This is a genomic window from Hyunsoonleella sp. J2K-J805 (genome assembly GCF_057167125.1).
In genome coordinates this window covers 2,105,524-2,130,382 of sequence record NZ_CM169901.1, presented here as the reverse complement: position 1 = coordinate 2,130,382, position 24,859 = coordinate 2,105,524, and the positions used below count along the sequence as shown (strand labels likewise).

28 protein-coding genes are annotated in these 24,859 nt (G+C 34.7%); 16 read left to right on the top strand and 12 right to left on the bottom strand.

Translation table 11 applies throughout. The features are described 5' to 3' along the window. Positions 1-85: 85 nt before the first annotated feature. The 4 genes from rpmA to AC1B0Z_RS09540 all read right to left on the bottom strand — a co-directional run bounded on the left by rpmA (position 86) and on the right by AC1B0Z_RS09540 (position 2,657). On the bottom strand, positions 86-346 hold the full coding sequence (gene rpmA / locus AC1B0Z_RS09555; RefSeq protein WP_076698461.1) for a 50S ribosomal protein L27: 261 nt from the start codon (positions 344-346) through the stop codon (positions 86-88). 37 nt (positions 347-383) lie between these two features. Beyond that, positions 384-1,070 (bottom strand): 50S ribosomal protein L21, encoded by a 687-nt coding sequence (gene rplU / locus AC1B0Z_RS09550; protein WP_483791745.1) that lies wholly within the window; start codon positions 1,068-1,070, stop codon positions 384-386. A 97-nt stretch (positions 1,071-1,167) separates the two neighbouring features. Then, positions 1,168-1,620 (bottom strand): DUF4199 domain-containing protein, encoded by a 453-nt coding sequence (locus tag AC1B0Z_RS09545; RefSeq protein WP_483791744.1) that lies wholly within the window; start codon positions 1,618-1,620, stop codon positions 1,168-1,170. 161 nt (positions 1,621-1,781) lie between these two features. Further along, positions 1,782-2,657, bottom strand: a complete 876-nt coding sequence (locus tag AC1B0Z_RS09540) for a DMT family transporter (protein ID WP_483791743.1) — start codon at positions 2,655-2,657, stop codon at positions 1,782-1,784. A 102-nt stretch (positions 2,658-2,759) separates the two neighbouring features. On the opposite strand from AC1B0Z_RS09540, the gene AC1B0Z_RS09535 reads away from it, so the two are divergent. Beyond that, positions 2,760-3,269 (top strand): heavy-metal-associated domain-containing protein, encoded by a 510-nt coding sequence (locus AC1B0Z_RS09535; RefSeq protein ID WP_483791742.1) that lies wholly within the window; start codon positions 2,760-2,762, stop codon positions 3,267-3,269. A gap of 248 nt (positions 3,270-3,517) precedes the next feature. Here AC1B0Z_RS09535 and gldD read toward each other — a convergent pair whose 3' ends face one another. The 3 genes from gldD to AC1B0Z_RS09520 are packed head-to-tail and all read right to left on the bottom strand — an operon-like array spanning position 3,518 to position 5,908. Beyond that, positions 3,518-4,108: a gliding motility lipoprotein GldD gene (gldD, locus tag AC1B0Z_RS09530; protein WP_483791741.1), complete on the bottom strand. Its 591-nt coding sequence runs from the start codon at positions 4,106-4,108 to the stop codon at positions 3,518-3,520. A gap of 1 nt (position 4,109) precedes the next feature. After that, complete coding sequence (locus AC1B0Z_RS09525) at positions 4,110-5,438, bottom strand: gliding motility-associated protein GldE (protein WP_483791740.1); 1,329 nt, start codon at positions 5,436-5,438, stop codon at positions 4,110-4,112. 26 nt (positions 5,439-5,464) lie between these two features. Beyond that, entirely contained in the window at positions 5,465-5,908 is a 444-nt protein-coding gene (locus AC1B0Z_RS09520) for a single-stranded DNA-binding protein (RefSeq protein ID WP_483791739.1), read from the bottom strand. A gap of 327 nt (positions 5,909-6,235) precedes the next feature. On the opposite strand from AC1B0Z_RS09520, the gene AC1B0Z_RS09515 reads away from it, so the two are divergent. Together AC1B0Z_RS09515 and AC1B0Z_RS09510 are read left to right on the top strand one after the other, a co-directional pair. Next, complete coding sequence (locus AC1B0Z_RS09515; protein WP_483791738.1) at positions 6,236-6,724, top strand: hypothetical protein; 489 nt, start codon at positions 6,236-6,238, stop codon at positions 6,722-6,724. 43 nt (positions 6,725-6,767) lie between these two features. Further along, positions 6,768-7,424, top strand: coding sequence for a hypothetical protein (locus AC1B0Z_RS09510; RefSeq protein WP_483791737.1), 657 nt, complete (start codon positions 6,768-6,770; stop codon positions 7,422-7,424). A 66-nt stretch (positions 7,425-7,490) separates the two neighbouring features. Here AC1B0Z_RS09510 and mutY read toward each other — a convergent pair whose 3' ends face one another. Further along, a complete protein-coding gene (gene mutY / locus AC1B0Z_RS09505; RefSeq protein ID WP_483791736.1) occupies positions 7,491-8,528 on the bottom strand; it encodes an A/G-specific adenine glycosylase in 1,038 nt (345 codons plus the stop codon). Positions 8,529-8,671: 143 nt separating this feature from the next. Between mutY and AC1B0Z_RS09500 the strand changes: the two genes are divergently transcribed. Both AC1B0Z_RS09500 and AC1B0Z_RS09495 read left to right on the top strand, forming a co-directional pair. After that, entirely contained in the window at positions 8,672-8,962 is a 291-nt protein-coding gene (locus AC1B0Z_RS09500; protein ID WP_116039361.1) for an HU family DNA-binding protein, read from the top strand. Positions 8,963-9,278: 316 nt separating this feature from the next. Further along, positions 9,279-10,823: an Rne/Rng family ribonuclease gene (locus tag AC1B0Z_RS09495; RefSeq protein WP_483791735.1), complete on the top strand. Its 1,545-nt coding sequence runs from the start codon at positions 9,279-9,281 to the stop codon at positions 10,821-10,823. 148 nt (positions 10,824-10,971) lie between these two features. Here AC1B0Z_RS09495 and AC1B0Z_RS09490 read toward each other — a convergent pair whose 3' ends face one another. The 3 genes from AC1B0Z_RS09490 to ahcY all read right to left on the bottom strand — a co-directional run bounded on the left by AC1B0Z_RS09490 (position 10,972) and on the right by ahcY (position 14,433). Further along, the gene (locus AC1B0Z_RS09490; protein WP_483791734.1) at positions 10,972-11,646 is read right to left on the bottom strand and encodes a hypothetical protein; all 675 of its coding nucleotides are present in this window, start codon (positions 11,644-11,646) and stop codon (positions 10,972-10,974) included. 104 nt (positions 11,647-11,750) lie between these two features. Next, complete coding sequence (locus AC1B0Z_RS09485) at positions 11,751-12,788, bottom strand: aldo/keto reductase (RefSeq protein WP_483791733.1); 1,038 nt, start codon at positions 12,786-12,788, stop codon at positions 11,751-11,753. A gap of 328 nt (positions 12,789-13,116) precedes the next feature. Then, a complete protein-coding gene (gene ahcY, locus AC1B0Z_RS09480; protein ID WP_483791732.1) occupies positions 13,117-14,433 on the bottom strand; it encodes an adenosylhomocysteinase in 1,317 nt (438 codons plus the stop codon). A 132-nt stretch (positions 14,434-14,565) separates the two neighbouring features. Between ahcY and AC1B0Z_RS09475 the strand changes: the two genes are divergently transcribed. The 10 genes from AC1B0Z_RS09475 (at position 14,566) to AC1B0Z_RS09430 (ending at position 23,529) form a co-directional block, all read left to right on the top strand. Then, positions 14,566-15,192, top strand: a complete 627-nt coding sequence (locus AC1B0Z_RS09475; RefSeq protein ID WP_483791731.1) for a 4'-phosphopantetheinyl transferase family protein — start codon at positions 14,566-14,568, stop codon at positions 15,190-15,192. Then, positions 15,192-15,914 (top strand): phosphoglycerol geranylgeranyltransferase, encoded by a 723-nt coding sequence (locus tag AC1B0Z_RS09470; RefSeq protein WP_483791730.1) that lies wholly within the window; start codon positions 15,192-15,194, stop codon positions 15,912-15,914. Before AC1B0Z_RS09475 ends, AC1B0Z_RS09470 begins: the two co-directional genes overlap by 1 nt. Before the next feature lie 76 nt (positions 15,915-15,990). After that, complete coding sequence (locus AC1B0Z_RS09465; protein ID WP_483791729.1) at positions 15,991-16,251, top strand: thiamine-binding protein; 261 nt, start codon at positions 15,991-15,993, stop codon at positions 16,249-16,251. Further along, complete coding sequence (pnuC, locus tag AC1B0Z_RS09460) at positions 16,235-16,867, top strand: nicotinamide riboside transporter PnuC (protein ID WP_483791728.1); 633 nt, start codon at positions 16,235-16,237, stop codon at positions 16,865-16,867. Before AC1B0Z_RS09465 ends, pnuC begins: the two co-directional genes overlap by 17 nt. Continuing rightward, on the top strand, positions 16,828-17,391 hold the full coding sequence (locus AC1B0Z_RS09455; RefSeq protein ID WP_483791727.1) for an AAA family ATPase: 564 nt from the start codon (positions 16,828-16,830) through the stop codon (positions 17,389-17,391). Before pnuC ends, AC1B0Z_RS09455 begins: the two co-directional genes overlap by 40 nt. 5 nt (positions 17,392-17,396) lie before the next feature. Next, the gene (locus AC1B0Z_RS09450; protein WP_483791726.1) at positions 17,397-18,944 is read left to right on the top strand and encodes a DUF4301 family protein; all 1,548 of its coding nucleotides are present in this window, start codon (positions 17,397-17,399) and stop codon (positions 18,942-18,944) included. Next, the gene (arfB, locus tag AC1B0Z_RS09445) at positions 18,944-19,354 is read left to right on the top strand and encodes an alternative ribosome rescue aminoacyl-tRNA hydrolase ArfB (RefSeq protein WP_483791725.1); all 411 of its coding nucleotides are present in this window, start codon (positions 18,944-18,946) and stop codon (positions 19,352-19,354) included. The genes AC1B0Z_RS09450 and arfB overlap by 1 nt, the downstream gene beginning before the upstream one ends. A 324-nt stretch (positions 19,355-19,678) precedes the next feature. Then, positions 19,679-21,979 (top strand): TonB-dependent receptor, encoded by a 2,301-nt coding sequence (locus AC1B0Z_RS09440; protein ID WP_483791724.1) that lies wholly within the window; start codon positions 19,679-19,681, stop codon positions 21,977-21,979. Positions 21,980-22,168: 189 nt separating this feature from the next. Continuing rightward, the gene (locus tag AC1B0Z_RS09435) at positions 22,169-22,690 is read left to right on the top strand and encodes a hypothetical protein (RefSeq protein WP_483791723.1); all 522 of its coding nucleotides are present in this window, start codon (positions 22,169-22,171) and stop codon (positions 22,688-22,690) included. Beyond that, positions 22,690-23,529, top strand: coding sequence for a tetratricopeptide repeat protein (locus tag AC1B0Z_RS09430; protein WP_483791722.1), 840 nt, complete (start codon positions 22,690-22,692; stop codon positions 23,527-23,529). Before AC1B0Z_RS09435 ends, AC1B0Z_RS09430 begins: the two co-directional genes overlap by 1 nt. A 274-nt stretch (positions 23,530-23,803) precedes the next feature. Here AC1B0Z_RS09430 and AC1B0Z_RS09425 read toward each other — a convergent pair whose 3' ends face one another. Then, on the bottom strand, positions 23,804-24,232 hold the full coding sequence (locus AC1B0Z_RS09425) for a Rieske (2Fe-2S) protein (protein ID WP_483791721.1): 429 nt from the start codon (positions 24,230-24,232) through the stop codon (positions 23,804-23,806). Between the two features lie 147 nt (positions 24,233-24,379). Between AC1B0Z_RS09425 and greA the strand changes: the two genes are divergently transcribed. Beyond that, entirely contained in the window at positions 24,380-24,853 is a 474-nt protein-coding gene (gene greA / locus AC1B0Z_RS09420) for a transcription elongation factor GreA (protein WP_483791720.1), read from the top strand. The last annotated feature ends 6 nt before the right edge of the window (positions 24,854-24,859 follow it).

Below are 24,859 nucleotides of genomic sequence, written 5' to 3'. Positions count from 1 at the left end.
ATTGGATGTTAAAGGTAATTAATTCTAAAATAAAAATCCCTTTCTAATATAGAAAGGGATTTTATGCTTTAAAGAAAAGGATTTCTTAAGCCTCAAAAGGCTCTATAGAAACATAAGACTTGTTGTCTTTTTTCTTTGTGAATTTTACAATACCATCAACTTTGGCATGTAGTGTATGGTCTTTAGAAGAATACACATTTTCACCTGGGTGGTGCGTATTTCCTCTTTGTCTTACGATAATGTTTCCAGCAATTGCCGCTTGACCACCAAAAATCTTAACACCTAAGCGTTTCGATTCTGATTCTCTACCGTTTTTCGAACTTCCGACTCCTTTTTTATGTGCCATTTTATTTCGATTTTATATTTTAAACTTGATGAAAGGCTTATGCCTTACCACCGTCTAATTCGTCTTGCCATTTTTTAAGCTCGTCCCATTTACCTTCGGAAGCTAATTTAGCTTGCGCTGGCCAAGTATCGGTAACATGATTACCACGAACGTTTGCAATGATTTCAGAAATTGCTTCTGGCTTAGCTTTTGCTAAATCAGCGAAAGTTGCGATACCTGCCTCAGCTAATGTTGAAGCGATTTTTGGCCCAATACCTTCAATTTTCTTTAAATCATCTGCTTTCGCCTTTTTAGGAGCTGCTTTTGGTTTAGCTTCTGCCTTTGGTGCAGCAGCCTTTGCTTCTACTTTTGGCTCAGCTTTAGTTGAGCTTGCCGAAACTTTAGCTTCTTTCTTTGGTGCTGGTTTAGCTCCTGAAGCTACGATGTTTTCAATTATGATCTCAGTTAGAGACTGACGGTGTCCATTTTTCACACGGTAACCTTTACGTCTTTTCTTCTTGAAAACTATCACCTTGTCTCCTTTAAGGTGCTTAACGACTTTTGCTCCTACTTGAGCGCCGTTTATAGCTGGGGCGCCTACAGTTACCTTGTCACCATCTCCAATTAAAAGAACGTTATCGAAAGATACTTTCTTACCTTCTTCTGTTTGTAAACGATTAACAAAAACTTTTTGGTCTTTTTCAACTTTAAATTGATGCCCTGCTATCTCTACAATTGCGTACATAGCGTAACGTTTTTATTAATTAATTTATATTCTAAAACACCTTAAAATTGCTAAGGCGGGTGCAAATATACTTCTAATTAATTAATCTACAAACGTTTTACTTATTTTCAACGTAATTATTGCTCTTTTTAAAAAGTTGCATTACTGTGAGTGAAGATACAAGTGTAGTTGACAAGCCCATAATGGCCACAATGAATGCGATAAGGCCAATATGCGATTTGAATCCCCAATTCATTTTGTCCAAAAGAACAGAGAGAAAGTCAGCATTTATCTCTGTTGCATACAGCAGAAAAAACACTGTAAAAACTATGGTAGCAACGACGCCGGTTATTAATCCTGTTTTAAAGCCTTCGCCATATGAAAATTCAGCAGGAAACTGCAGTTTGCTCACTTTTACTGCTTCGTAAATACCAAAAAGCGTAATAGCGGCATTTACTAAGCTAAATTCGGGGTTTGTGTGTTTATCAAATAATGCGAGTACCAAGAAATATGCTATTAACACTGCGCTTGTGACTAAGCCAAACCTAATGGGAAGTATCAAATTTTTCATAAAAAGTTAAATGTTTTAGTGGTTTCTAAAATTAAGTTATACAATAACATCAATTGTTATTGTTCAAATAGATTGGTCTGTTTAACTTTTTCAAATCACTTAAAGTTCGCAAAAAAAAATGACTTCCAATAATTTAACTGGAGATAAATTGGAATCTTGAGCTATTTGCGTTTATGTGCTAAATACACTCCAACTAAGATAATCAAGGTTGCGAGGGCTTGTAAAAACCCGAAGCGCTCACCATCTAAAACACCCCAAAACACAGCAACTACAGGCATTAAATATGTTACGGAAGACGCAAATACCGGTGTGGCGATATGTACCAGTTTATTAAACATTACTTTGGCTATTGCAGTACCAAACAAAGATAAAATTACCATATACAATAATGCGGGTTTTAAGGTAGGTGCAGATAATACTTTATATGTAAAGAAATCAGAAAACCCTAATATGATAATGGCAGGTATAAAAATTGCGACAAAATTGCCTACAGCAATGGTAAGTGCGTTTACATGTTGTAAATAGCGTTTTAAAATATTGACACTAGCAGCGTACATCAGTGTAGCGATTATAACGAATGCGGCATATAAATAGTTTTGATTTGGATTTAGTGATGCGCCATTTAATATGAGTAGCAAGGTTCCAATCAAACCAATAAAAACTCCTAAAACCTGACCTTTGGTAGATTTTATATTGAATATAAAAAAACCTAAAATAATAGTGTTTAAGGGTACCAAAGAATTTAAAATTGAAGCAACCGAACTGTCTATCTCGGTTTCTGCAAAGGCAAACAAGAAAGATGGAAAAAAAGTACCCAAAAGCCCTGTAAGCACCACCCATTTCCAATCTTTTAATCTGATGGATTTCACACGTTTAAAACCAACTATAAACAAGAAAATAGCCGTAAAAATAATGCGAATAGCGCCAAGTTGCACAGGCGTTAGACCTACTAAGCCTTTTTTAATAAGGATGAAGGAGCTTCCCCAAATAAGAGAAAGTATAATAAGATATACCCATTTAAGGGAATTTACGGCCATAGCAAGCACCTTTTATTTTAAAGACACAAAAGTCTAGTTTTTAACGCAATAATTTACATTATTTAGTAATTTTGTAACATAATTTTTAAAACCCAATTTTAGATGAAAACTATAAAATACATACTTGCCAGTGCGTTTTGTCTACTTTTAGTAATGAGTTGTAAAAACAACAAGGAAGCTGAAGTAAAAACTGTAGAAGTTAAAACTACTGTAGCACAAAAAGAATTAGATCCAAACGCTACCTATGCAAAGGCAGAATTCACCGTAAAAGGGATGACATGTGCTGTTGGTTGCGCTGCTACCATTGAAAAGAAAATTGCTAAAATGGACGGTGTGAAGTTTGCCAAAGTAGATTTTGAAAATGAATTGGCAATGGTTGAATATGATGAAGCCAAAGTAAACCCTAATAGCTTAGAAGAGACAGTAACTGGTGTGGCAGACATTTACAAAGTAAGCGATATGAGAACTGTAGATGCTTTTTCAAGCGAAGCAAAAGCAAAAGTATGCAAACCAGGATGTGAGAAAGATTGTTGTAAAAATGGTGTGAAAGAGGGTAAGAAGATGGCGTGTAAATCTGATTGCGATAAAGCATGTTGCGCCCAAAAAGCTTAAATTAGTTCCAAATCAGATTCCCGCATTTGCGAGAATGACAGTTTAATAGGTGTCAACGCTTATGCGTTGAGACTTGTTTGAAATTAAGTGTTGATAATGTTAAAGCTTCCTTGAAAAGGGAAGCTTTTTTAGTGAAACCCTATTTTGAAAAGTTGCGATGCAATGTATTCAAAATAGCTAGTTGAACTAATCCCGCCTTTTAGCGGGATAAAGAGTTTAATAGCCAGCATAATTGATTACTATACAAACTATTGCCATTCTATAGTCTCCATAATACGCTGAATATCTTTTTGGAGATAGTTTGCAGCTGGTAAGATAGAATCGTAGTTTGGTTTTACATGAAAATATAACGACCCGGTTAAAAAGTGATTCACGCTATCAGTAACATAAAACTGTGCTGGAGAAGCTGCATCTCCTTTCACTTCTGATAACATACCATATACTCTACGTGCTTTGTTTTCGTAGGGATACACAGGAATTTCATCTGCTTTTTTTGTATGTTCCAAAGTAAGTTTTTGAGCGTCTTTTAAAAAGTCATTTAGATTTTTTTCGCTCCCATCAATAGCCTTATAGGTTAAAAAAAGTGTTGCCTTTAAGGGCTTATATTCCAAGTTGGCCCCATAACTCTCAGTGGTACTTTGCAAGGGTTTTACTTTAAGGTCATTTACCAAGCTACTTACTTCAAAAGCTACAGGCATTTTTGATAACCTTTGCATTTTATAAGATGCTTTTGGGTAATCCAATCTTAAAAAGGCTTTGGGTTTAGGTACGTAATCTTCATTTCGACAAGACACCATCATCAAAAGTAAAATCACTAAAACCCCAAATTTAACTTTCATATTAATTGATTGTAACTTTTACGCGCTTTATGCGCTTTTTATCCATTGCCTCTATTGTAAAAACGTAATCTCTAAAAAATATTTTAGATTGCAATTTCGGGAAGCTTCCTGAAATTTCTAAAACAAAGCCCGCGATGGTTTCTGCTTCGCCCTTTTCATCTTCAAAAATCGCGTCATCTTCGAGCTTAATCACTTTGTAAAAATCCTTTAACGCTGTTTTACCTTCAAACACATAGTTTTTGTCATCAAGTTTAGAGTAGTTTAAATCTTCATCATCAAATTCATCGCTAATGTCTCCTACTATTTCTTCAATAATATCTTCCAATGAAATCAATCCTGAAGTACCGCCATATTCATCAACCACAACAGCTAAATGCACTTTCTTTTCTTGAAATTCAGCCATTAAATCATCCAACTTTTTATTCTCCGGGACGAAAAACGGTTCTCTTAATAAACTTGTCCAATCAAATTGTTTTCTGTCAATGTATGGCAATAAATCTTTTACATAAAGAATACCTTTTATTTGATCGACATTTTCTTCATACACCGGAATTCGTGAATACCCATTCTCGATGATTTCAGGGATGATTTCAGCATATTTTTGCTCAATATTTAAAGCAAAAATGTCAATCCTAGGGCGCATAACTTGCTTCGTATCGGTGTTTCCGAAAGATACAATGCCTTGTAAAATTTTCTTTTCCTCTTTTGAAGTGTCTTCATGACTTGTTAATTCCAAAGCTTGAGACAATTGGTCAACACTTAAATTCGATTTTTGTCTCCCCAATTTTTTATGAATACCCAAGGTTGTACTCCGCATGGGTAAACTTATTGGAGATAGCAATACATCCAAAACTTTTAAAGGGTAAGCCATAATACTGGCAAACTTTAAGTTGTTTCTACTAGCATAAATCTTTGGCAAAATTTCACCAAATAGTAAAATTAAGAAGGTAACTACGATGACTTTTATAAAGAAGACTAATTCAAGGCTAAAGAAATATAAGTTTATTTCAGCTGTAATGTTATGAAATAAAAAATCACTTAAATAATCAAAAAGTAATACTACCGCAATATTTATAAAATTGTTTGCTACCAGTATGGTTGCCAATAATTTTTTAGGACGTTCTAAAAGCTGAAGAATAATTTTAAAAGGCCTGCTTTCTGCCTCTGGGTGCGTGTCAATATCAGTTTTGGTAAGCGAAAACATAGCAACTTCGGCGCCAGAAATTAATGCAGAACAGCACAGGAGTACAAACAGTAATACAAACCCAGATACAACTGAAATGTCAATTGCTAAAAGTAAAATTTGTAAACTCGGGGGTTCAGAATCCAATTACTTTGGTTTTAGTTATACTTGAATTAAAATGGTAAGTCATCATCATCGGGAGTGGATTGACTTGGAGAAGGTTCGCTTACGGCAGGGTTATTTGGCGCAGATGCACTTGCAGCATTAGATTCATTGTCCTTCTTTGTAGTTAAAAAGGTAAAATCGGTACATTGTATTTCTGTAGAATACCTGTCATTGCCTTTATCATCCGTCCATTTTCTTGTTTTTATTCGTCCTTCAATATATACTTTGTCGCCTTTGCTTAAGTACTTTTCACAAATTTCTGCACCTTTATTTCTCACCACAATATTGTGCCACTCCGTATTTGTAATACGCTCATTGGTTTGTTTGCTCATGTAGGTTTCGCTAGTAGCCAAAGGAAAACGCCCCACACAGCCGCCACCTTCAAAATAATGCATTTTCACATCATCCCCTAAGTTACCAATCAACATTACTTTATTTAAAGACCCAGCCATAATTTTTGTTTTTAAGAGCGCAAAAATACGCATTCATATTGCATTGTTCTAAAATTAATAAAAAAATGCGACTATTTTAAGATATGTTTACTTTTTGGGCGTTCCCACGCTTTAGGGCGTGGTCGGGCTTTCACTACTCAATCCCTCCTGCGTCGGGGATTTTAAACATGCCGTTCAATCCCTAACGCGGGCCTATTTGCCAGCTATTTGGCAAAAGATAAGTATTTTTTACTTTCTGCATAAGCCTAAAATTAAAACCAATTCTGAAGTGAAGATTTGGTTATATTTGATGGTAACCATATTATGTAAGTTTTTTAACTACTTGAAATGCTAATAAGAACATCAATAATTCAAGAAATAGTTGACCAAGGTCTAAACCGCAATCATTTTTCGATTCTAGATTCAATTATACCTGAAAAATATCATTTGTATAAAGAATTTTATACTGAATATTCCGTTTTTTATTTGAATGAAAGAGGAGGGAAAGATTATAAAGCTAATTTTAATCAGATAGAAGATGCAAAGGAATACCTTATTGATTTGTATAGAATTAATAAAGGTCTTGATCCATTTTACAGCTCAGCACAAAACTCAAACACATTTCAATTAGAAAAACTAAAATTAATTCAATTAGTAACAGAGGATACAAAATCAAGTAGTAATGAAAAAAAGAAATTAATCTCTTTGTTGCAAGAGTTAAATTTTAACGACAAAAATAAAATTCAAGAATTAGAGGAAGAGTTAATGTCTTATGCCTTCTTAGTAGAAGGAGCTACTTTTATTAAAGCTGAAATATTTCTCAAAAGTATTAGTTAATTATATTGTACTAACTCAGTGCAAAAAAATTACCTTGCAAATTATGTCAATGACTTTAATAAATTTTATACAAAAGAATAAACTTCCGACAAAAACTGAACTTGAAAATAAGATTAAAGAGTTAGGTTACAATTTTAAATTCTTGACCGATTTTGAAACATTAGGTAATTTTAATCAAATTAACTCAATTGATTGTGAAATTAACGGAAATAAAACTTTTTTCGAAATCTCCTTATATCCCATAAAAGACATTGTTGTTGATTTTCCAGACCTTCAAAATCAGCTATCTGATAAGGATTTTGGGATATCATGTGCTTTCGGTTCAAACAAATTAGTAAGTGCTTGTGTAAACATTGTTTCAGTCGGACTCATCGATCTATGCCAATCTATAGTGTTCTATGCTGATAATCAAATAATTTACTCACGTGAAATGCTAATTCAAGATACTTCAAAATCTTTGGACTATATTGAAAATGGGATATACAGTATTCCAGAAGAAGCAATAGTTGAAAATTTAAGATTTGATCAAAAAAAGAAAAAAGAGAAAAGAAATAATAGAATAAGGGAAATTGCTATTTGGGGTTTGCTAATTACAGCAGTGACTTTAATGAATAGAAAAATCATTTCTTGGTATATTCCTGCAATTATTTTAGCCTTCGTACTGATTAAAAACATGATTAACAAAAAAAAAAAGAAGTAGGTTTAGGCGAAAATAAAAAATCTACTACTAATGTCTCATAAAAACAATTACTTTCATTTGCCTCTCCTAAAACCCAAACCCCTCAATAAACTTCCCAATCAAAATGGGTACAGGATAATCTGTAATGTTTTCAAAAGGAATCCCGTTTTCAACAGACTTTGTGGTAACCGTCCAAAACCTAGTATTCAAATGTTGATGAGACAGTTTATGTACTTTGGGCTCATTATTATATTGCCGTAATTCAAACATTTTGTTTTTTAAATAAGGATGTGTTTTTACCAATTTCAAAAACGCGTCGTAATCGAGCGTTTTTTCGGTTTCAATTAAAGGAAACTGATATAAATTCTGCCAAATGCCTTTGCCTTCGCGCTTTTCCAAAACCGTTTGTTTGTCTTCTGACAGGAACACTAAAAAATTAAAATACCGCTGCTTTACTTTTAGCTTTTTTAGCTTTACTGGTAGTGTATCAACTTTCCCTTCATTATAGGCGATACACTTTTCCTGAAACGGACAAAACATACAATCGGGGTTTTTGGGTCTGCATTGGGTAGCACCAAACTCCATTATAGCTTGATTAAACGTGGCAGGATCTTTTGTGTCAATCAATTCTTGAGCTAACGCCTTGAATTCTTTTATACCGCTAGAGGAATTAATAGGGGTATCTATCCCAAAACAACGCGATAGTACGCGATACACATTACCATCCACCACAGCGGTTGGCGCATCATAACAAATAGATGCAATGGCACTGGCGGTGTAATCGCCAACACCTTTCAATTTTAAAAGTTCTTTATAAGAATTCGGAAACGCACCATTCAATTCATCAACTACATATTTCGCGGTAAAATGCAGGTTTCTCGCTCGGGAATAATAACCTAGTCCCTGCCACAGTTTTAATACCTCGCTTTCATCAGCTTTTGCAAGATCAAAAACCGTAGGAAACTTGGTAATAAATGCTTCATAATATGGCAGGCCTTGTTTTACCTGGGTTTGCTGCAAAATAATTTCCGAGAGCCAAATAAAATACGGATTTTTTGTTTCGCGCCACGGTAAATTTCTCTTATTAACTGAATACCAGCGTATTAAAATTTTTGAAAACGACATGCATTTATTTTCTACCAAGTGCTAAAATAAACGTTTATAATCTTAAATTTTAGTGAATTAGGTTTGAAATATTGAATATTAAATGCATATATTTGCATCCCTTTATAAAATTTATATAACCCGAATATTAAAAAGAAATAAAAATGACAAAGGCTGATTTAGTAGCAAAAATTTCTGAAAAATTAGGAATTGAAAAAGGAGATGTTCAAGCAACTGTTGAATCTTTTATGGAAGAAGTAAAAACATCTTTAGAAAGTGGAGATAATGTATATTTAAGAGGTTTTGGAAGCTTCATCATTAAAACAAGAGCAGAAAAAACAGGAAGAAATATTTCTAAAAATACTACTATAAAAATCCCAGCTCATAACATACCAGCATTTAAACCTGCAAAAGTTTTTGTTGAGGGTGTTAAAACTAACGTTGAGGTTAAGTAAAAAGCATTTAAAATAAATTATTAATTTAAAAAGACACTATTTATGCCAAGTGGTAAAAAACGCAAAAGACATAAGGTAGCGACGCATAAGCGTAAAAAACGTAGACGCGCTAACCGTCACAAAAAGAAAAAATAGGCAGAAAAAGTAGTTAGTATAGCTACTTTTTTTGTTTGAAAACACAACAAAGTTCTTTGAAATGAGTTCATAAATTTTTAGCACTGTAATAGGTGTGTTTTGAACTCCACGGATTAAAATCCTGTGAAAAAATAATGTTTAATCCATTCCGATAATTATTATTGGGATAAAAATTAACACAATGGATAAAGAATTGATTATTCGATCTAATTCAGAAGCTGTTGATTTTGCCTTATTAAAAGATGGAAAACTTATTGAATTACAAAAGGATGAAGATGATAACAATTTTTCGGTTGGCGACGTGTTTATCGCCAAAATACGGAAAACTGTTCCAGGACTAAACGCTGCATTTGTAAATGTAGGGTATGATAAAGATGCATTTTTGCACTATCATGATTTAGGGCCTAAATTACCTTCTCTTTTAAAATTCACCAAACGTGTAAGCACAGGTAAACTAAAAGATTTTTCTTTAAAAAACTTCCCATTTGAAAAGGATATTGAGAAAGACGGTAAAATTACCGACGCCTTAAAATCCAATCAATCGCTACTCGTACAAGTAGTAAAAGAACCAATATCTACAAAAGGCCCACGTATAACTTCAGAGTTGTCCATAGCCGGTAGGTATATCGTTTTAATGCCATTTTCAAACCGCATTTCTATTTCTCAAAAAATAGAATCGCGCGAAGAGAAAGACCGCTTAAAGCGATTGGTAAAAAGTATCACGCCGCAAGGTTTTGGTATTATTGTTCGTACGGTAGCACAAGGCAAAAAAGTAGCCGAATTAGATAAAGATTTACAAAATTTGCTCCAGCGATGGAATGCAATGTGTAAAAAATTGTACAGAGCGCATCACCCCAGTAAAGTATTAGGAGAAATGAATAAAGCCTCGTCTATCTTACGAGACATATTTAACGACACCTTTACAGGGATAACAGTTGATGATGAAACACTGTACTACCAAATTAAAGATTACTTGCAAGAAATTGCACCTAAAAAAGAATCAATAGTTAAATTGTATCAATCTAAAGTTCCGATTTTTGAAAAATTCGGAATCGAGAGACAGATTAAAACCTCTTTTGGAAAAACCGTATCCATGACAAAAGGTGCGTATTTGGTAATTGAACATACCGAAGCACTTCATGTTATAGATGTAAATAGCGGTAACCGATCTAACAAATCCAATAACCAAGAGGAAACAGCCTTAGAAGTTAATTTAATTTCAGCTACAGAAATTGCACGCCAACTGCGTTTACGCGATATGGGTGGCATCATAGTAATTGATTTTATTGACATGACAAGGTCTGAAAACAGGCAGAAGCTCTTTAATCACCTTCGTGAAGAAATGAAGGACGATAGGGCAAAACACAAAATACTGCCACCAAGTAAATTTGGTTTGATACAAATAACAAGACAACGTACACGCCCAGAAATGAATATTAAAACCCGAGAGGAAAACCCCAACGGTTTAAACGGCGCAGAGGTTGAAGCACCAATAAGTATAGTGCAAAAAATCAACCAAGATCTTGAAAGACTATTTAAAAAAGACTATAAAAAGTTGACTTTAAACACACATCCTTTTATAGCAGCCTTTTTAACCAAAGGCTTTCCATCAATACGTTCTAAATGGTTTTTAGAACACAAAAAATGGGTTAAAGTTTTACCCCGCGATGCTTACACATATTTAGAGTACCACTTTTTTGATAAAGATGGTAATCGAATTAAATAATTAAAAAAACCCGCTACTTTTTAAAGTTGCGGGTTTTTTGTTTTTTGGGTGTTACCTCGAAAAGGGGTCGGGCTTTCACTAGTCGCTCCTCCGTTGTCGGGAGCTCCAACATGCCGTTCAATCCTTAACGCAATAATTCCTTTAATATTCATGTCTTTCTTGAATAACGTATAACACCTTTGATTACAATATCTAAATGTTGGATTACATGATAAGCGTTCCCTTCAAGCACCAATGGTCTTCCCTTTTTATCTCTTTCAACTACAGTCAAGGCATCTCGTCCACTAAAACTACCTCCACTAGGTGTAGCTTCGAATACAACATTTATTTTCGCTGGTAAGTTTACACATATTATTTCTCCTGTCCATGTGGAAATGTCAGCGTCAGGTTTTATTTGAGAAAAACCAGATGCTTCCTGCACCCAAATTCTAAAGGGAGTCTGTCTTATCAGGGCTTGTCCACTGTTTTCTGACAACATATCTTGAAATTTTTTTACTGCATTAACACCCTCAGCCTTTATATGTTTAGAGTTAAGAGGCCAAAGCTTGTATAGTTCAACATCCCATGTTCCTGCGATATTATACTCTGGATTTAAAACTTTCCAAAAATACTTGTCATATAACAATAGTGGAAAAATTACAATAGATGAATATAAAGCGCCTCCCGTTAAAACAAACTTTATTGATTGAATCCAATAATCTGGATTTTGAATTGGATTTATAAGATGATCTAAAACAAAATCATAGACGAATCCGTGAAGAAAAATTGCAGCACCAACTAAAACGCCTAGTAGCCATTTTCTTTGGCTCTGGATCCTTTTCATTATTTTGAGTAATTATAATTATTGTATAATTTATATATTTTTCTGACAAAAACAACTTTACATGTTTTTTTAGACAATAAATTAAACCTTAAATTTTATTTTATTTAAGGCGCAGGATTAGGAATAGCACCCTGCACTTCATTAATTTGCTGTAATATCTTATCGCTTAAATCCACATCCACACTTTCAATATTCTCTTTAAGCTGCTCTAAATTGGTAGCGCCAATAATATTACTGGTAACAAAAGGACGCTGATTTACAAATGCTAAAGCCATTTGGGCTAGAGTTAAACCATTATCCTCAGCTATTTTTAAATACTGTTTAGCAGCTTCTGTTGCTTGTTCGCTGCTGTAACGTGCAAACCTTGGAAATAACTTTAATCGTGCATTATCAGCAGCATTACCTTTTATATACTTTCCTGAAAGCACGCCAAATGCCATTGGCGAGTAAGCTAATAAACCGATGTTTTCTCTTAAAGACACCTCGGCTAAATCTCCCTCAAAAGTTCTGCACAATAAAGAATAGGCGTTTTGTATGGTAATGGGTCGCGGTAAATTATTCGCTTTACTTTCTTCTAAATAGCGCATTGTACCCCAAGCTTTTTCATTAGACAGCCCAATGTGCCTGATTTTTCCAGCCTCAATTTGAGTTTGCAACGTACTTAAAACTTCGTTAAAGTTATCTTCCCATGTATCGTTTGGGTTGTGCTTATAATCTCTAGTGCCAAAGGTGTTGGTTTCACGTTCTGGCCAATGTAATTGATATAAATCTATATAATCGGTTTGCAGTCGTTTTAATTCTAAGTCTATAGCTTCATTTATTGATGTAGGACTAAACCCAGTAGTTCGAATATGCGCTGTATAATCACCTATTCCTGCTATTTTAGACGCGATAACGACTTTATCTCTATTTCCTGTTTTTTTTAACCATGTACCAATAATTTCACTTGTTTTACCTTGAGTTTCTGGGCTTGCTGGTACAGGATATAATTCTGCGGTATCTATAAAATTTATACCATTATTAAAGGCATAATCTAATTGTTCATGCCCTTCGGCCTCTGTATTTTGATTGCCCCAGGTCATGGAGCCCAAACAAATTTTGCTAACTTTTATATCGGTATTTGGCAGTGTTGTGTATTTCATGGTTATTCTGTCATTCCTGCGAAGGCAGGAATCTTGTTCTTTAATAATATGTATTTTATGTAGATTCCTGCCTTCGCAGGAATAATAATTCTTTAAGTAAACAAAGATAAAAAACAGCTCCTTCTATTTTTTAGATTTTAACGGCTTTTTATGTATTAAGGAATGAATACTTCATTTACCGCTTAATAGGCATCATGTTTGAAATCCCGATTTTGATAGCTATAGGGAGTGGTAACCTGGTTGCAGGCTGGCAGGCGTGCAAATAGAAAAATCCCAAACAGCAATGTTTGGGATTTTATCTAATATTCTAAATATCTAGTAATCTATACTAGTATCTGTAGTATTCTGGCTTAAATGGGCCTTCAACTTTTACACCAATATATTTGGCTTGGTCTTTACGAAGTTCAGTAAGCTCAACACCAATTTTAGCAAGGTGTAATTTTGCTACTTTTTCATCTAAGTGCTTTGGTAGCATATATACATCGTTTTCATATTGATCAGCATTGTTCCAAAGCTCAATTTGCGCAAGAGTTTGGTTGGTAAAAGAGTTACTCATTACAAAACTTGGGTGGCCAGTAGCACAACCAAGATTTACCAAACGACCTTCAGCAAGAATGATAATGTCCTTTCCGTTTAAGGTGTATTTATCAACCTGTGGTTTTATGGTGTTTTTGGTATGACCATGATTTTCATTCAACCAAGCCATATCAATTTCATTATCAAAATGCCCAATATTACACACAATGGCTTTGTCCTTTAAAGCTTCAAAATGTTGCGCTTGCACAATGTCTTTATTTCCAGTAGTTGTAATGACGATATCCGCAACTGGAGCAACAGTTTCTAGTTTTTTAACTTCAAAACCATCCATTGCAGCTTGTAATGCACAAATAGGATCTATTTCAGTAACGGTTACAATGCTTCCTGCACCTCTAAAGGATGCCGCAGTACCCTTACCAACATCGCCATAACCACAAACTACAACACGCTTTCCAGCTAGCATGATATCGGTTGCACGACGGATAGCATCCACCGCACTTTCCTTACAGCCATATTTGTTATCGAATTTAGATTTTGTAACAGAATCGTTCACGTTAATGGCTGGCAATGGCAGCGTTCCATTTTTAACACGCTCGTACAACCTGTGCACACCAGTAGTGGTCTCCTCACTCAATCCTTTGATGCCTGAAACTAGTTCTGGGTATTTGTCTAAAACCATGTTGGTTAAATCACCACCATCATCCAAAATCATGTTTAAAGGCTGTCTGTCTTCTCCAAAGAAAAGTGTTTGCTCAATACACCAGTCAAACTCTTCTTCAGTCATATCTTTCCAAGCATATACTGCAGTTCCAGCAGCAGCAATTGCAGCAGCTGCCTGATCTTGTGTTGAGAATATGTTACAAGAACTCCAAGTAACTTCTGCACCTAAAGCCTGTAAAGTCTCAATCAATACTGCTGTTTGAATGGTCATGTGTAAACATCCAGCAATACGCGCCCCTTTTAATGGTTGCTCGTTTTTGTATTCTTCACGTAAACTCATTAGCCCAGGCATTTCAGCTTCGGCTAACTCTATTTCTTTTCGCCCCCAATCGGCAAGTGTAATATCTTTTACTTTGTGTGAAACGTAAGGAATTGTTTTTGTACTCATAGTAACTTTTTTTCTTTATTTAAAAACCTAAAGTTGATTGGGATTAGTGGGTATTTTGGTTAAATTCGCTTACCAAAATATGTAATCCTCCTTAGGCGGTGCAAAGATAACCATTAAGTTTTAGAATATTAAATGCCATTGTACAAAACCATTCATCCAAATTCACAAACTACTGTTAAAATCTGGAAGATTACGGAGTCTTATGATGAATTATTTGCCAAAGTAGATTTAAAGCCCAATGCGTTGGAACGTGTTTTAGGTATGAAAAGCGAACTGCACCAACGTGGTTTTTTAAGCGTAAGATGGTTGCTACAAGAGTTTGGATATACCGATAAAGATTTGTTTTATGATGAATTTGGTAAACCCCATTTAAAAGACGGAAAGCAAATTTCAATATCGCATTCGTTTAACTTTTCTGCGGTAATTATTAGTGATAATATTATTGGAATTGATTTAGAGAAACAGCGTAAAAAAATAGCGGTTATAGCGCATAAGTTCGTGGACTACGAGTTTGATTATTTAGATAACAACGCCGATGACTACATTAAAAAATTAACAGTGATTTGGTGTGTAAAGGAGTCCTTGTATAAATTGTATTGTACGCCTGGACTGAGTTTTAAGGATCATTGTTTGGTGATTCCTTTTAATATGGATGATGCTGAAACTATGGCTTGGATTGATTATAAAGAAGCGAAAAAGCGATATAACATTGAATTTTTTGAGTTTGAAGGTTTCACTTGTGCCTATGCCATTGCGTAATGAGTGTTTATAAAAACATATTAAAAGCTATCGGTAAAGGTGAACGCTTGTTTGCAGTATTGATTGATCCTGATAAGTTTGCCTTCGGAAATGCCGAAAGTTTTATTAAAAAGGTAAATGTTTCGATAGCTACTCACATTTTTGTAGGTGGAAGTATTGTAGATGAATATACTACCGAGGCTTTAGTGGGCGAAATAAAAAGGTATACGGACTTACCGATTCTGCTATTTCCAGGAGATGTTTCTCAAATTACAGAAAAGGCAGATGCGCTGTTGTTCTTGTCGTTATTATCAGGAAGAAATCCGGAGTATTTAATTGGGAAACACGTTGAGGCAGTTTCTACATTAAGACAGATAAATCTAGAAGTTATACCTACAGGATATATTTTGATTGAAAGTGGCGTAAAAACAGCGGTTTCTGAAGTAACAAATACTGAAGGCATTTCAAGAAGCAACATACAGACTATAATTGATACTGCAAAAGCAGGAGAATTATTAGGGATGAAATTGATGTACTTGGAGGCTGGAAGCGGTGCTAAACAGCCACTAACAAAGGAGATTGTTAAAACGGTAAAAAATGAATTGAGCATTCCTTTAATTGTTGGTGGTGGGGTTAAAACCAAGGCTCAAGTAGAAAACGCATATGGGGCTGGAGCAAATATAGTGGTGGTTGGTACAGCGTTTGAAGAAGATGAATCGTTTTTTGAAGAATTAAAAAGATAATATACGGTCGCTGAGGTTCTCTAAGCGACAAAATAAAAATTGTAGTGACGTCGAGAGCCTCAGTCACCAAGAAATTATGAAAATATCAGTTGAATTAACATTAACACCATTGCACGACGATTATGAGCCTGCAATCATTCATTTTATAAAAAAATTAAGAGCTTCAAATTTAAAAGTACTTGAAAACCCTTTGAGCACCCAAGTGTATGGCGATTATGATGAAGTAATGCAATTATTAACTTCAGAAATAAAAGAAGCTTTCGAACTTGTTGAACGCGGCTTACTTTACATGAAAATCGTTAAATCTGACAGACGCGATTATGAACCCCATTTTTGATTTCTTTCTAGAGCCATATCGAAATAGGGAAACAACATTAATTGTTCTTGAAGCCATTGCATTTGTTTTTGGAATTGCTAGTGTGGTGTGTGCTAAAAGAGAGAATATTTTGGTGTATCCAACAGGATTGGTGGCAACTATCATTACGGTTTATATCTTTTTACAAGATGAATTGATGGGAGACATGATGATGAATTTTTACTATTCGGTAATGAGTATCTATGGCTGGTGGAACTGGTCTAGAAAGAAAGAGAATGAATATGTGGTACCTATTTCCAGAACAAATATTAAAGAGAAACTTATTGGGTTTGGGATGTTTTTGTTAACCATGGCAGTTACTTATCTGGTTTACAAAGGGTATGGGACGGAAATCACCTCTTCAAATTATATCGATATTTTCACCTCAGGGGTATTTTTTACGGCTATGTGGTTTATGGCAAACAAAAAATTGGAAAACTGGACACTGTGGATTTTTGCTGATATTATTACAGTGCCCTTGTATGCATATAGGGGTTGGGGTATGCTATCACTTCAATATTTAATCTTTACTATATTAGCCATCCAAGGATACATGGCATGGAAGAAAAGTATAAACAAAAATTTAGCACCTGCGTAAAAGTAGTGTTGTTTGGCCCTGAATCTACTGGCAAAACAACTTTGTCAAGGCAACTTGCAAGATATTATAACTCGGTTTGGGTGCCAGAGTATGCCCGCGAATATCTTCAAAACAAATGGAATAACGAACGTAAGACTTGTGAGCCTAAAGATTTATTGCCGATTGCAGAAGGGCAGATGAAACTTGAAAATGAGCTTACTAAAAAGACCGAAACCGTTTTAATATGCGATACGGACTTGCTAGAAACCAAGGTGTATTCCGAAGCTTATTATCTTGGAACTTGCGACCCTATTCTTGAAAAATACGCATTGGAAAATACTTACGATTTGTATTTTTTAACCTATATTGACATCCCATGGGAAGCAGACGATTTACGAGATAAACCTAATGAAAGGGAGATGATGTTCAAAGCGTTTGAAGATGAATTAATAAAGCATAAAAGACCTTATGTTTTATTGAAAGGTAATAAAAAAGAACGTCTTGAAACAGCCGTAGCCCATATTGATGAATTGCTTAAAAAATAAAATATATGTTTTCAGAAAAGGACATTGAACAAATACATAACAAAGGCATTACTTTAGACCAAGTTAATGCCCAAATTGACCGTTTAAAAAATGGAATGACACATTCTCAACTGCTTGCTGCAGCAACAGTTGGCAGGGGAATACACGCTTACAAAGGTGACGAAATCGATAACCTTGTGCAGTTATATGAAGCCCAAAAAGAGCAAAATGATATTTTAAAATTTGTACCAGCTTCTGGAGCGGCTACAAGAATGTTCAAGTTTTTGTTTCAGTTTTTAAATCGATTTAACACCTCAAAAGACGACATAAAAAAGTATGTTGAAAAGTACGGTGATGATTTAATAGAAACCTTTGTCACAAATCTCCAAGAGTTTCCGTTTTACGAAGAAGTTCGTAGCAAAATAAATGAACACATTCCAAATTTTGAAAGTTTAAGTCTTGAAGAGCAATACTATCAATTTGTGAAAACAATGCTAGATGAAAATGGTCTAAATTATAGTTTCTTTCCCAAAGGGTTGTTACCATTTCATAAGTATGACAACCAATATATAACTGCCTTTGAAGAGCATCTGTTTGAGTCTACGTTGTACGCTTCTTCAAAAGGGAACGCCAATTTACATTTTACGGTTTCTGAAAAACACCACAATTATTTTTTGAAAGAACTTGAGAAGGTAAGGGCGGATTTAGAAAAAGAAGGGGGCGTTAATTTCAACGTTTCTTTTTCATACCAAAAGGAAGCTACTGAAACATTGGCCTTAACAAAAGATGATGAGGTATTTAGAAACGATGACGGATCTATTTTATTTAGACCTGGCGGACATGGGGCACTTTTAGAGAATTTAAATGATTTGGATAGCGATATTATTTTTATAAAAAACATTGATAATATTGTTGTGAAAGCAAAGAATGAAGAAGATTCAAGGTACAAGAAATTACTAGCTGGGGTTTTATTGAAAATGCAAAACCAAGTATTTGAATATTTGAATCAGCTGGATGATGGAGATGTAGACGAGGCAGACATAACCGCTATGGCCTATTTTTTAAGAAAACAACTAAGTGTTTATATTGATCCCGATTTTGGAAGTTTTAGTTTTGAAGAAAAAGTAAATTATCTACGAAGTAAATTCGATCGCCCTATTCGCGTATGTGGTATGGTTAAGAATGAAGGAGAGCCAGGAGGCGGTCCGTTTTGGGTTAAAGATGAAAATGGAGAAATATCACTTCAAATAGTAGAATTTGCTCAGATAGATTTTAGCAAAAAACAACAGCAATCCATTGTTTACAAAGCGTCACACTTCAACCCGACGGATTTAGTTTGTGGTGTGAAAAACTATAAAGGTGAAAAGTTTAATTTGATGAACTATGTTGATCCTGAAGCGGCGTTTATCACCAAGAAAACCCAAAACGGAGTAGATATACAAGCTTTAGAACTTCCTGGGCTATGGAACGGAAGTATGGCGCATTGGAACTCCATTTTTGTTGAGGTGCCTGTGGAAACTTTTAACCCCGTAAAAACTGTAAATGACTTATTAAAACCTGCCCACCAAGGTTAATGATGTTTGATGAAGAAGCCTTAATTAAAGAGTTAAACTTTAAAGCTATCAGGAGTTCTGGTAGTGGAGGTCAGCATGTTAATAAAGTAGCTTCAAAAGTTGAACTTTTATTCGATGTAAAGGCATCTTTGGTGCTGGATGCAGCTCAAAAATTATTGCTTGAGGAAAACCTGCAATCACGATTGACGAAGGAGAAGCTATTAATAATGCAATGTGGCGAATCTCGAAGTCAGCATAAAAATAAAGCAATTGTAATTCAACGTTTTTTAGAGCTCATTAAAACTTCTTTGGTTGAAGAAAAAGAGCGTATCCCAACAAAAATCCCAAAAGCAGTAATAAGAAAGCGATTAAAGAACAAGCGTTATCAATCTGAAAAAAAGGCAAATAGAAAGAAGCCTGATATGGATTAAAAAATCACGATTTAACATTTATAATTAAGAATTCGTTCTTACATTTGCACCGTTCTCAAAAAGGGGTGCTAACGAATTGACGATTGATGATGTTCGATTAACGATTAACGAACTCAAAGTTCAAAAATCTAACATCGTAATTCTAAAATCTAAAATTTCTACGGCTGAGATCATACCCATTGAACCTAGAACAGGTAATGCTGTTTAGGAAATTAAGATGCTGTGATGCTGAACTTGTTTCAGTATCTCATCTTTAAAAAACAATTTTTATTAACGTAAAGAATAATTACCTCTTTTTATTCGATTATAAAACTCATAATCGATATGAAAAATTTATTCAAAAATCTGTCATTCCTGCGAAGGCAGGAATCTTATCAAAAAGTCATCCTGTTTTTATTTGTTTGTACTGCGTTTTTAAGTTTTAACGCTAATGCACAAAATAACAACAAACAACAAGATTCAACCAAAACCGAGAAACTAGACGAAGTTTTGGTAAAAGCCGTTAGGGTAGATGCAGATTCGCCTATTACACACACTAACGTATCAAAAAAAGAACTGGCGAAACGTAACTTAGGTCAGGATATTCCTGTATTACTTAACTATTTACCCTCTGTTGTTACCACTAGTGATGCTGGTGCAGGTATTGGTTACACCGGTATTCGTGTAAGAGGTGTAAGTGGCGCTTCAACCAATGTTACTATTAATGGAATACCATATAATGATGCCGAAAGTTTAGGTACGTTTTGGGTAAATCTACAAGATTTTTCATCCTCGGTTGAGAATTTACAGGTGCAACGTGGTGTTGGTAGTTCAACAAATGGTGCAGGTGCATTTGGTGCGAGCATCAATATTCTAACAGATGCGGTAAAAAGTGAAAGTTCAGGTGAGACCTCACATAGTTTTGGTAGTTTTAATACCAGACGCCATAATGTAAAATTTAGTACGGGGTTATTAAATGACCATTTTGAACTAGCAGGACGTTTGTCTCAAATAAAGTCTGATGGTTATATCGATAGGGCAACGTCAGATTTAAAGAGTTATTTTGTACAAGGAAGCTATATAAATAATGGTACTTTAATAAAGGCTATTGTATTTGGTGGGCATGAAATTACATACCAATCTTGGTACGGATTTAATCCCGTTGATGTTGCTGCAGTTGGTGCAAATCCGAATATTGACGAAAATAGAAGGTACAATATTAGTGGTATTCAGCTTGATGACGATGGTAATTTTGAAGGTTTTTATGATAACCAAGTAGATAACTACAAACAAGACCATTACCAACTACATTGGAATCAAAGATGGAATAATAATTGGTCTACCAACCTTGGTTTAAACTACACTTATGGGCGTGGTTTTTTTGAGGAATACGTAGATAACTATTATTATACTAATGTGTTTTTTGCAGATGATGCTTCTTTTGATTTTATAGGTAAAGATCCTATTACGGTAAACGGTGAAACTATCGATTCTCAAGACTATATAAGGCGCCGATGGTTGGATAACGACTTTTATGTAATTAACGCAAACCTTAACTATAAAGACGAGAGAGTAAACTTTATAACAGGGTTATCGTATAGCGATTATAAAGGCGATCATTTTGGAGAATTAATTTGGGAGCAGTATGCTGTTGATAATAATTTTGGAGACCGCTATTACGATGGTGATGGTGAGAAGAAAGATTTTAGTGCGTTTGCAAAACTCACCTATCGTTTAAACGATAATTTCAGTTTGTATGGGGATTTACAATACCGTGGTATTAATTACCAAACTAGTGGTATTAACTCTGACTTAGACCTTTTTGAAATTGATAAGACTTTTAATTTTTTCAATCCTAAACTGGGGTTAACTTATAATGTAGATGATAAGAGTAATGTGTATTTTTCTTATGCTAGAGCTAATAGAGAACCAAGTAGGGGAGATTTTGAAAATAATCCAGACATTAAACCCGAAGAGCTTAACGATTTTGAGTTAGGATGGCGTTACCAAAATAATAATATTGGTTTTAATGCCAATGCATATTACATGGCCTATAATGAGCAGCTAGTTGCTACAGGAGCTTTGGATAATTCTGGAGCACAAATAAGAGATAATACAGGTAAAAGTTATCGCTTAGGTTTAGAATTGGAAGCCAATTTAACCTTTGGGGATTTTATGTTTCAGCCTAATGCAACATTAAGTTCTAATAAAAATAGAGAGACATTTTTTAAGAGAGATGGTGTACTACAAAATTTAGGTGAAACCAATATAGCGTTTTCTCCAGATGTGGTTATTGGTAATACCATAACCTACAACGCTGCACCTAATTTCGCCATAGCTTTTTTAAGTAAATATGTTGGTGAGCAGTATATGGGAAATATCGATGCAGAAGGCTCTAAACTAGATAGCTATTTTGTAAACGATTTAAATATAGTGTATGAAATTAAACCAAACACTGTTTTTAAGTCTATTGTTTTAACTGGTTTAGTAAACAATATTTTTAGTGAAAAATACATCTCAAATGGATTCTTTTTTACGTTTGATGATGATTTTTCAAACCCTGGTACCGTAACCACAATTGAAGGTGCTGGGTTTTATCCACAGGCTACAACAAACTTTTTAGTAGGCGCAACTTTTAAGTTTTAAGAACTTACACTAGGAATTATAAAGCGTAGTTAGTTATTAAATTGGCTGCGCTTTTTTTGTTTTTTCAAATGTAAATTCTTGACTTTGTCAGAAAAATTGGTGAAATTCGTTTACCAGTGGATATAAGCTATTATCAATGGCGTCTTATTCGAATACTCGGTTGTAAGCCATTTGAACAAAACGAACTGAATGAAAAAACCATTTTTAGCAATAATTTTACTTTTCTCAATTCTCTACAGTTGTCAAAACGAGAAAAAAATTAGTGAAAAACAAGAATATTTACGTTGGGTCGGAGACATTGAACAAAATGACCAAATTGACAAATCGGATTTTAAAGTTTGTAATGGAGACGACAAAATTCTTCAATATTTTAATTTGGGAAAAGGACCTGTTTATAGCGGAGAAAAATCTAAAATTTTAAATACATTCAAATCAAAATATAAACCAATAACGGACAAAAAAGAAAATGGACTGATTAGAATACGATTTATTATAAACTGCGAAGGAAAAGCAGGAAGATTTAGAGTTTTACAATCTGGTTATGATTACCAAGAAAAGGATTTTAATAAAGATATAGTTTCTCAACTTCTAAACATAACCAAAGAAATTGAGAACTGGGAAGTTTTTATAAGAAATGAAGTGCCTGTTGATTATTATATGTACTTAATATTCAAAATTAAAGACGGACAATTAATAGAAATTTTGCCTTAATGAAAAATTTTAGCCTTTTAATATTGCTACTTCTCTCTTTAAGTGCGTTTGCGCAACCGAATTGCGAAGCCTATAAATACTATGGAGATACCTTAAAATATCAAGCCTGTAAAAAGGCAATGGAAATTAAAGGTCATTACCAATTCAGTAAAGAATATCAAACGGTTTTAGACGAATCAATTGAGATTGACCCTACATTCGATTACGCTTATTGGGCAAAATCCATTGCCTATCTGAAAAGTGGAGACTTTGTTACTTGGAAAAAGTTAATTGATAAAGCAGTTGAGTTAAAGCCAAAAGAACATTTAGGATATAGAGGTTGGTGTCGTTACCAATTCTTTAGAGACTACAAAGGAGCAATCGAGGATATCGAAAAATTGGATAGTTTGGTAGATTATGATATTGGACAATCTCAAAATGGAACATACCATTTGAACATTGCCAAAGGTCTGTGCTATAAAGCAATTGGAGAAAAAAAAAAGGCAATGGCAATTTTAAAAAAACAAATTAAATTAAACGAGGAAGAAAACTTTGTTGGTGCTTATGATTATCTGCATCTTGGAGTTCTTTATTTAGAAACAGAAAAACTTGAAAAGGCAGTTGAGACATTCAAGAAACAATCCGAAAACAATCAATTGGCGGAAAATCAATATTATCTGGCTATGACTTATCTAAAATTAGATAAACCTACCGAATATAAATCTTGTTTGGATAAAGCAAAAGAACTTTACATTGGAGAAAGAAGAATAACCGACCCATATTCAAACCCAATGGACAAAATATATCTGAAAAACATTGAAAACGAAATAAAAACGGCTTATGACAATGACTATAAGTAATTGCTTGTTCTCGCCTACTTCTGAAAATCCTCGCGGATTTTCAGTTTGGTGTCTACTTGCAAAGTTAAGTGCTAACCCAGACAACTCTCATAGACCGTTAAACGAACCTCCACAAAATAGCATATCGCTTCCACATTTAGGGCTTTAGCCAGCAGGCAGTTGCGTTAAGGATTGAACGGCATGTTGAAGCTCCCGACGTAGGAGGAGCGACTAGTGAAAGCCCGACCCACTTGCCCTGAGGAACTCGAAGGGTGCGGGTAACGCCCAAATACCTTTAATTAAAAATTACTAAAATATTGCCGTTTAACTGTGTACGGTAGCGTCTTAGGGAGCATCTAAGATCACCATTGTTTACGGGTTGGCCGGTAAATAGATTGTATTCGTTTTTGTCGTCGCAACTGGATACACCGTTAAGCCCTTGGATAGTTAAAATAGAACAGGCTTCGAGCATACGGTTAGGGTCTGCAGCGTCAAAAGCAGCAAAACCGCTACCTGTATTGGTTACTATAACGCCGCCATTTCCAATATCTGGAACATAGGTAGGATTGCTTGGAAATTGCAACTGACTGTATTGCGGGAAATTTAAATTAATGGACTCATTTACAGTAATATCTAACAGGAACTGGCAGTTTTCATCATTTATATTATTGCTGCTACAGGCGGTAAACATGAGCAAACAGATAAGGGCAATAGGTATTCTCATAAAATCTTGAAAATTAGACCGCAATTTACGATAAAATTCAACCGCACTTAAATATTTTGTATATTTGGCGTACAATCTCGTGTAAGCGGGATTTTTTTATTAGAATCCCGTTTAGCTCGGGATTTTGTTAATTAAAACGATGAAGTTATGAGTAAAGTATCTTACTATACACCTGAGGGGCTAAAAAAATTACGAGACGAGTTGAAACAACTTAAAGATGTGGAACGTGTAAAGGCATCTAAGGCTATTGCAGAGGCACGAGATAAAGGCGATTTAAGTGAGAATGCTGAATATGATGCGGCTAAAGAGGCGCAAGGTATGCTTGAAATGCGTATTGCAAAATTGGAAGAAGCCCTGGCTGGAGCGCGTGTTATTGACGAATCTCAATTGGACACTTCTAAAGCATTGGTGCTTTCTAAAGTGAAGATAAAAAACCAAACCAATGGTATGGAGATGACTTATACTTTGGTTGCGGATGGAGAAGCAGATTTAGCTTCGGGTAAAATTTCTGTAAATTCTCCTATAGGAAAGGGACTTTTAGGAAAATCTGTTGGCGAGGTTGCTGAAATTCAAGTGCCAAATGGTGTGATGAAGTTTGATGTTGTTGAAATTTCTAGGTAAATACAT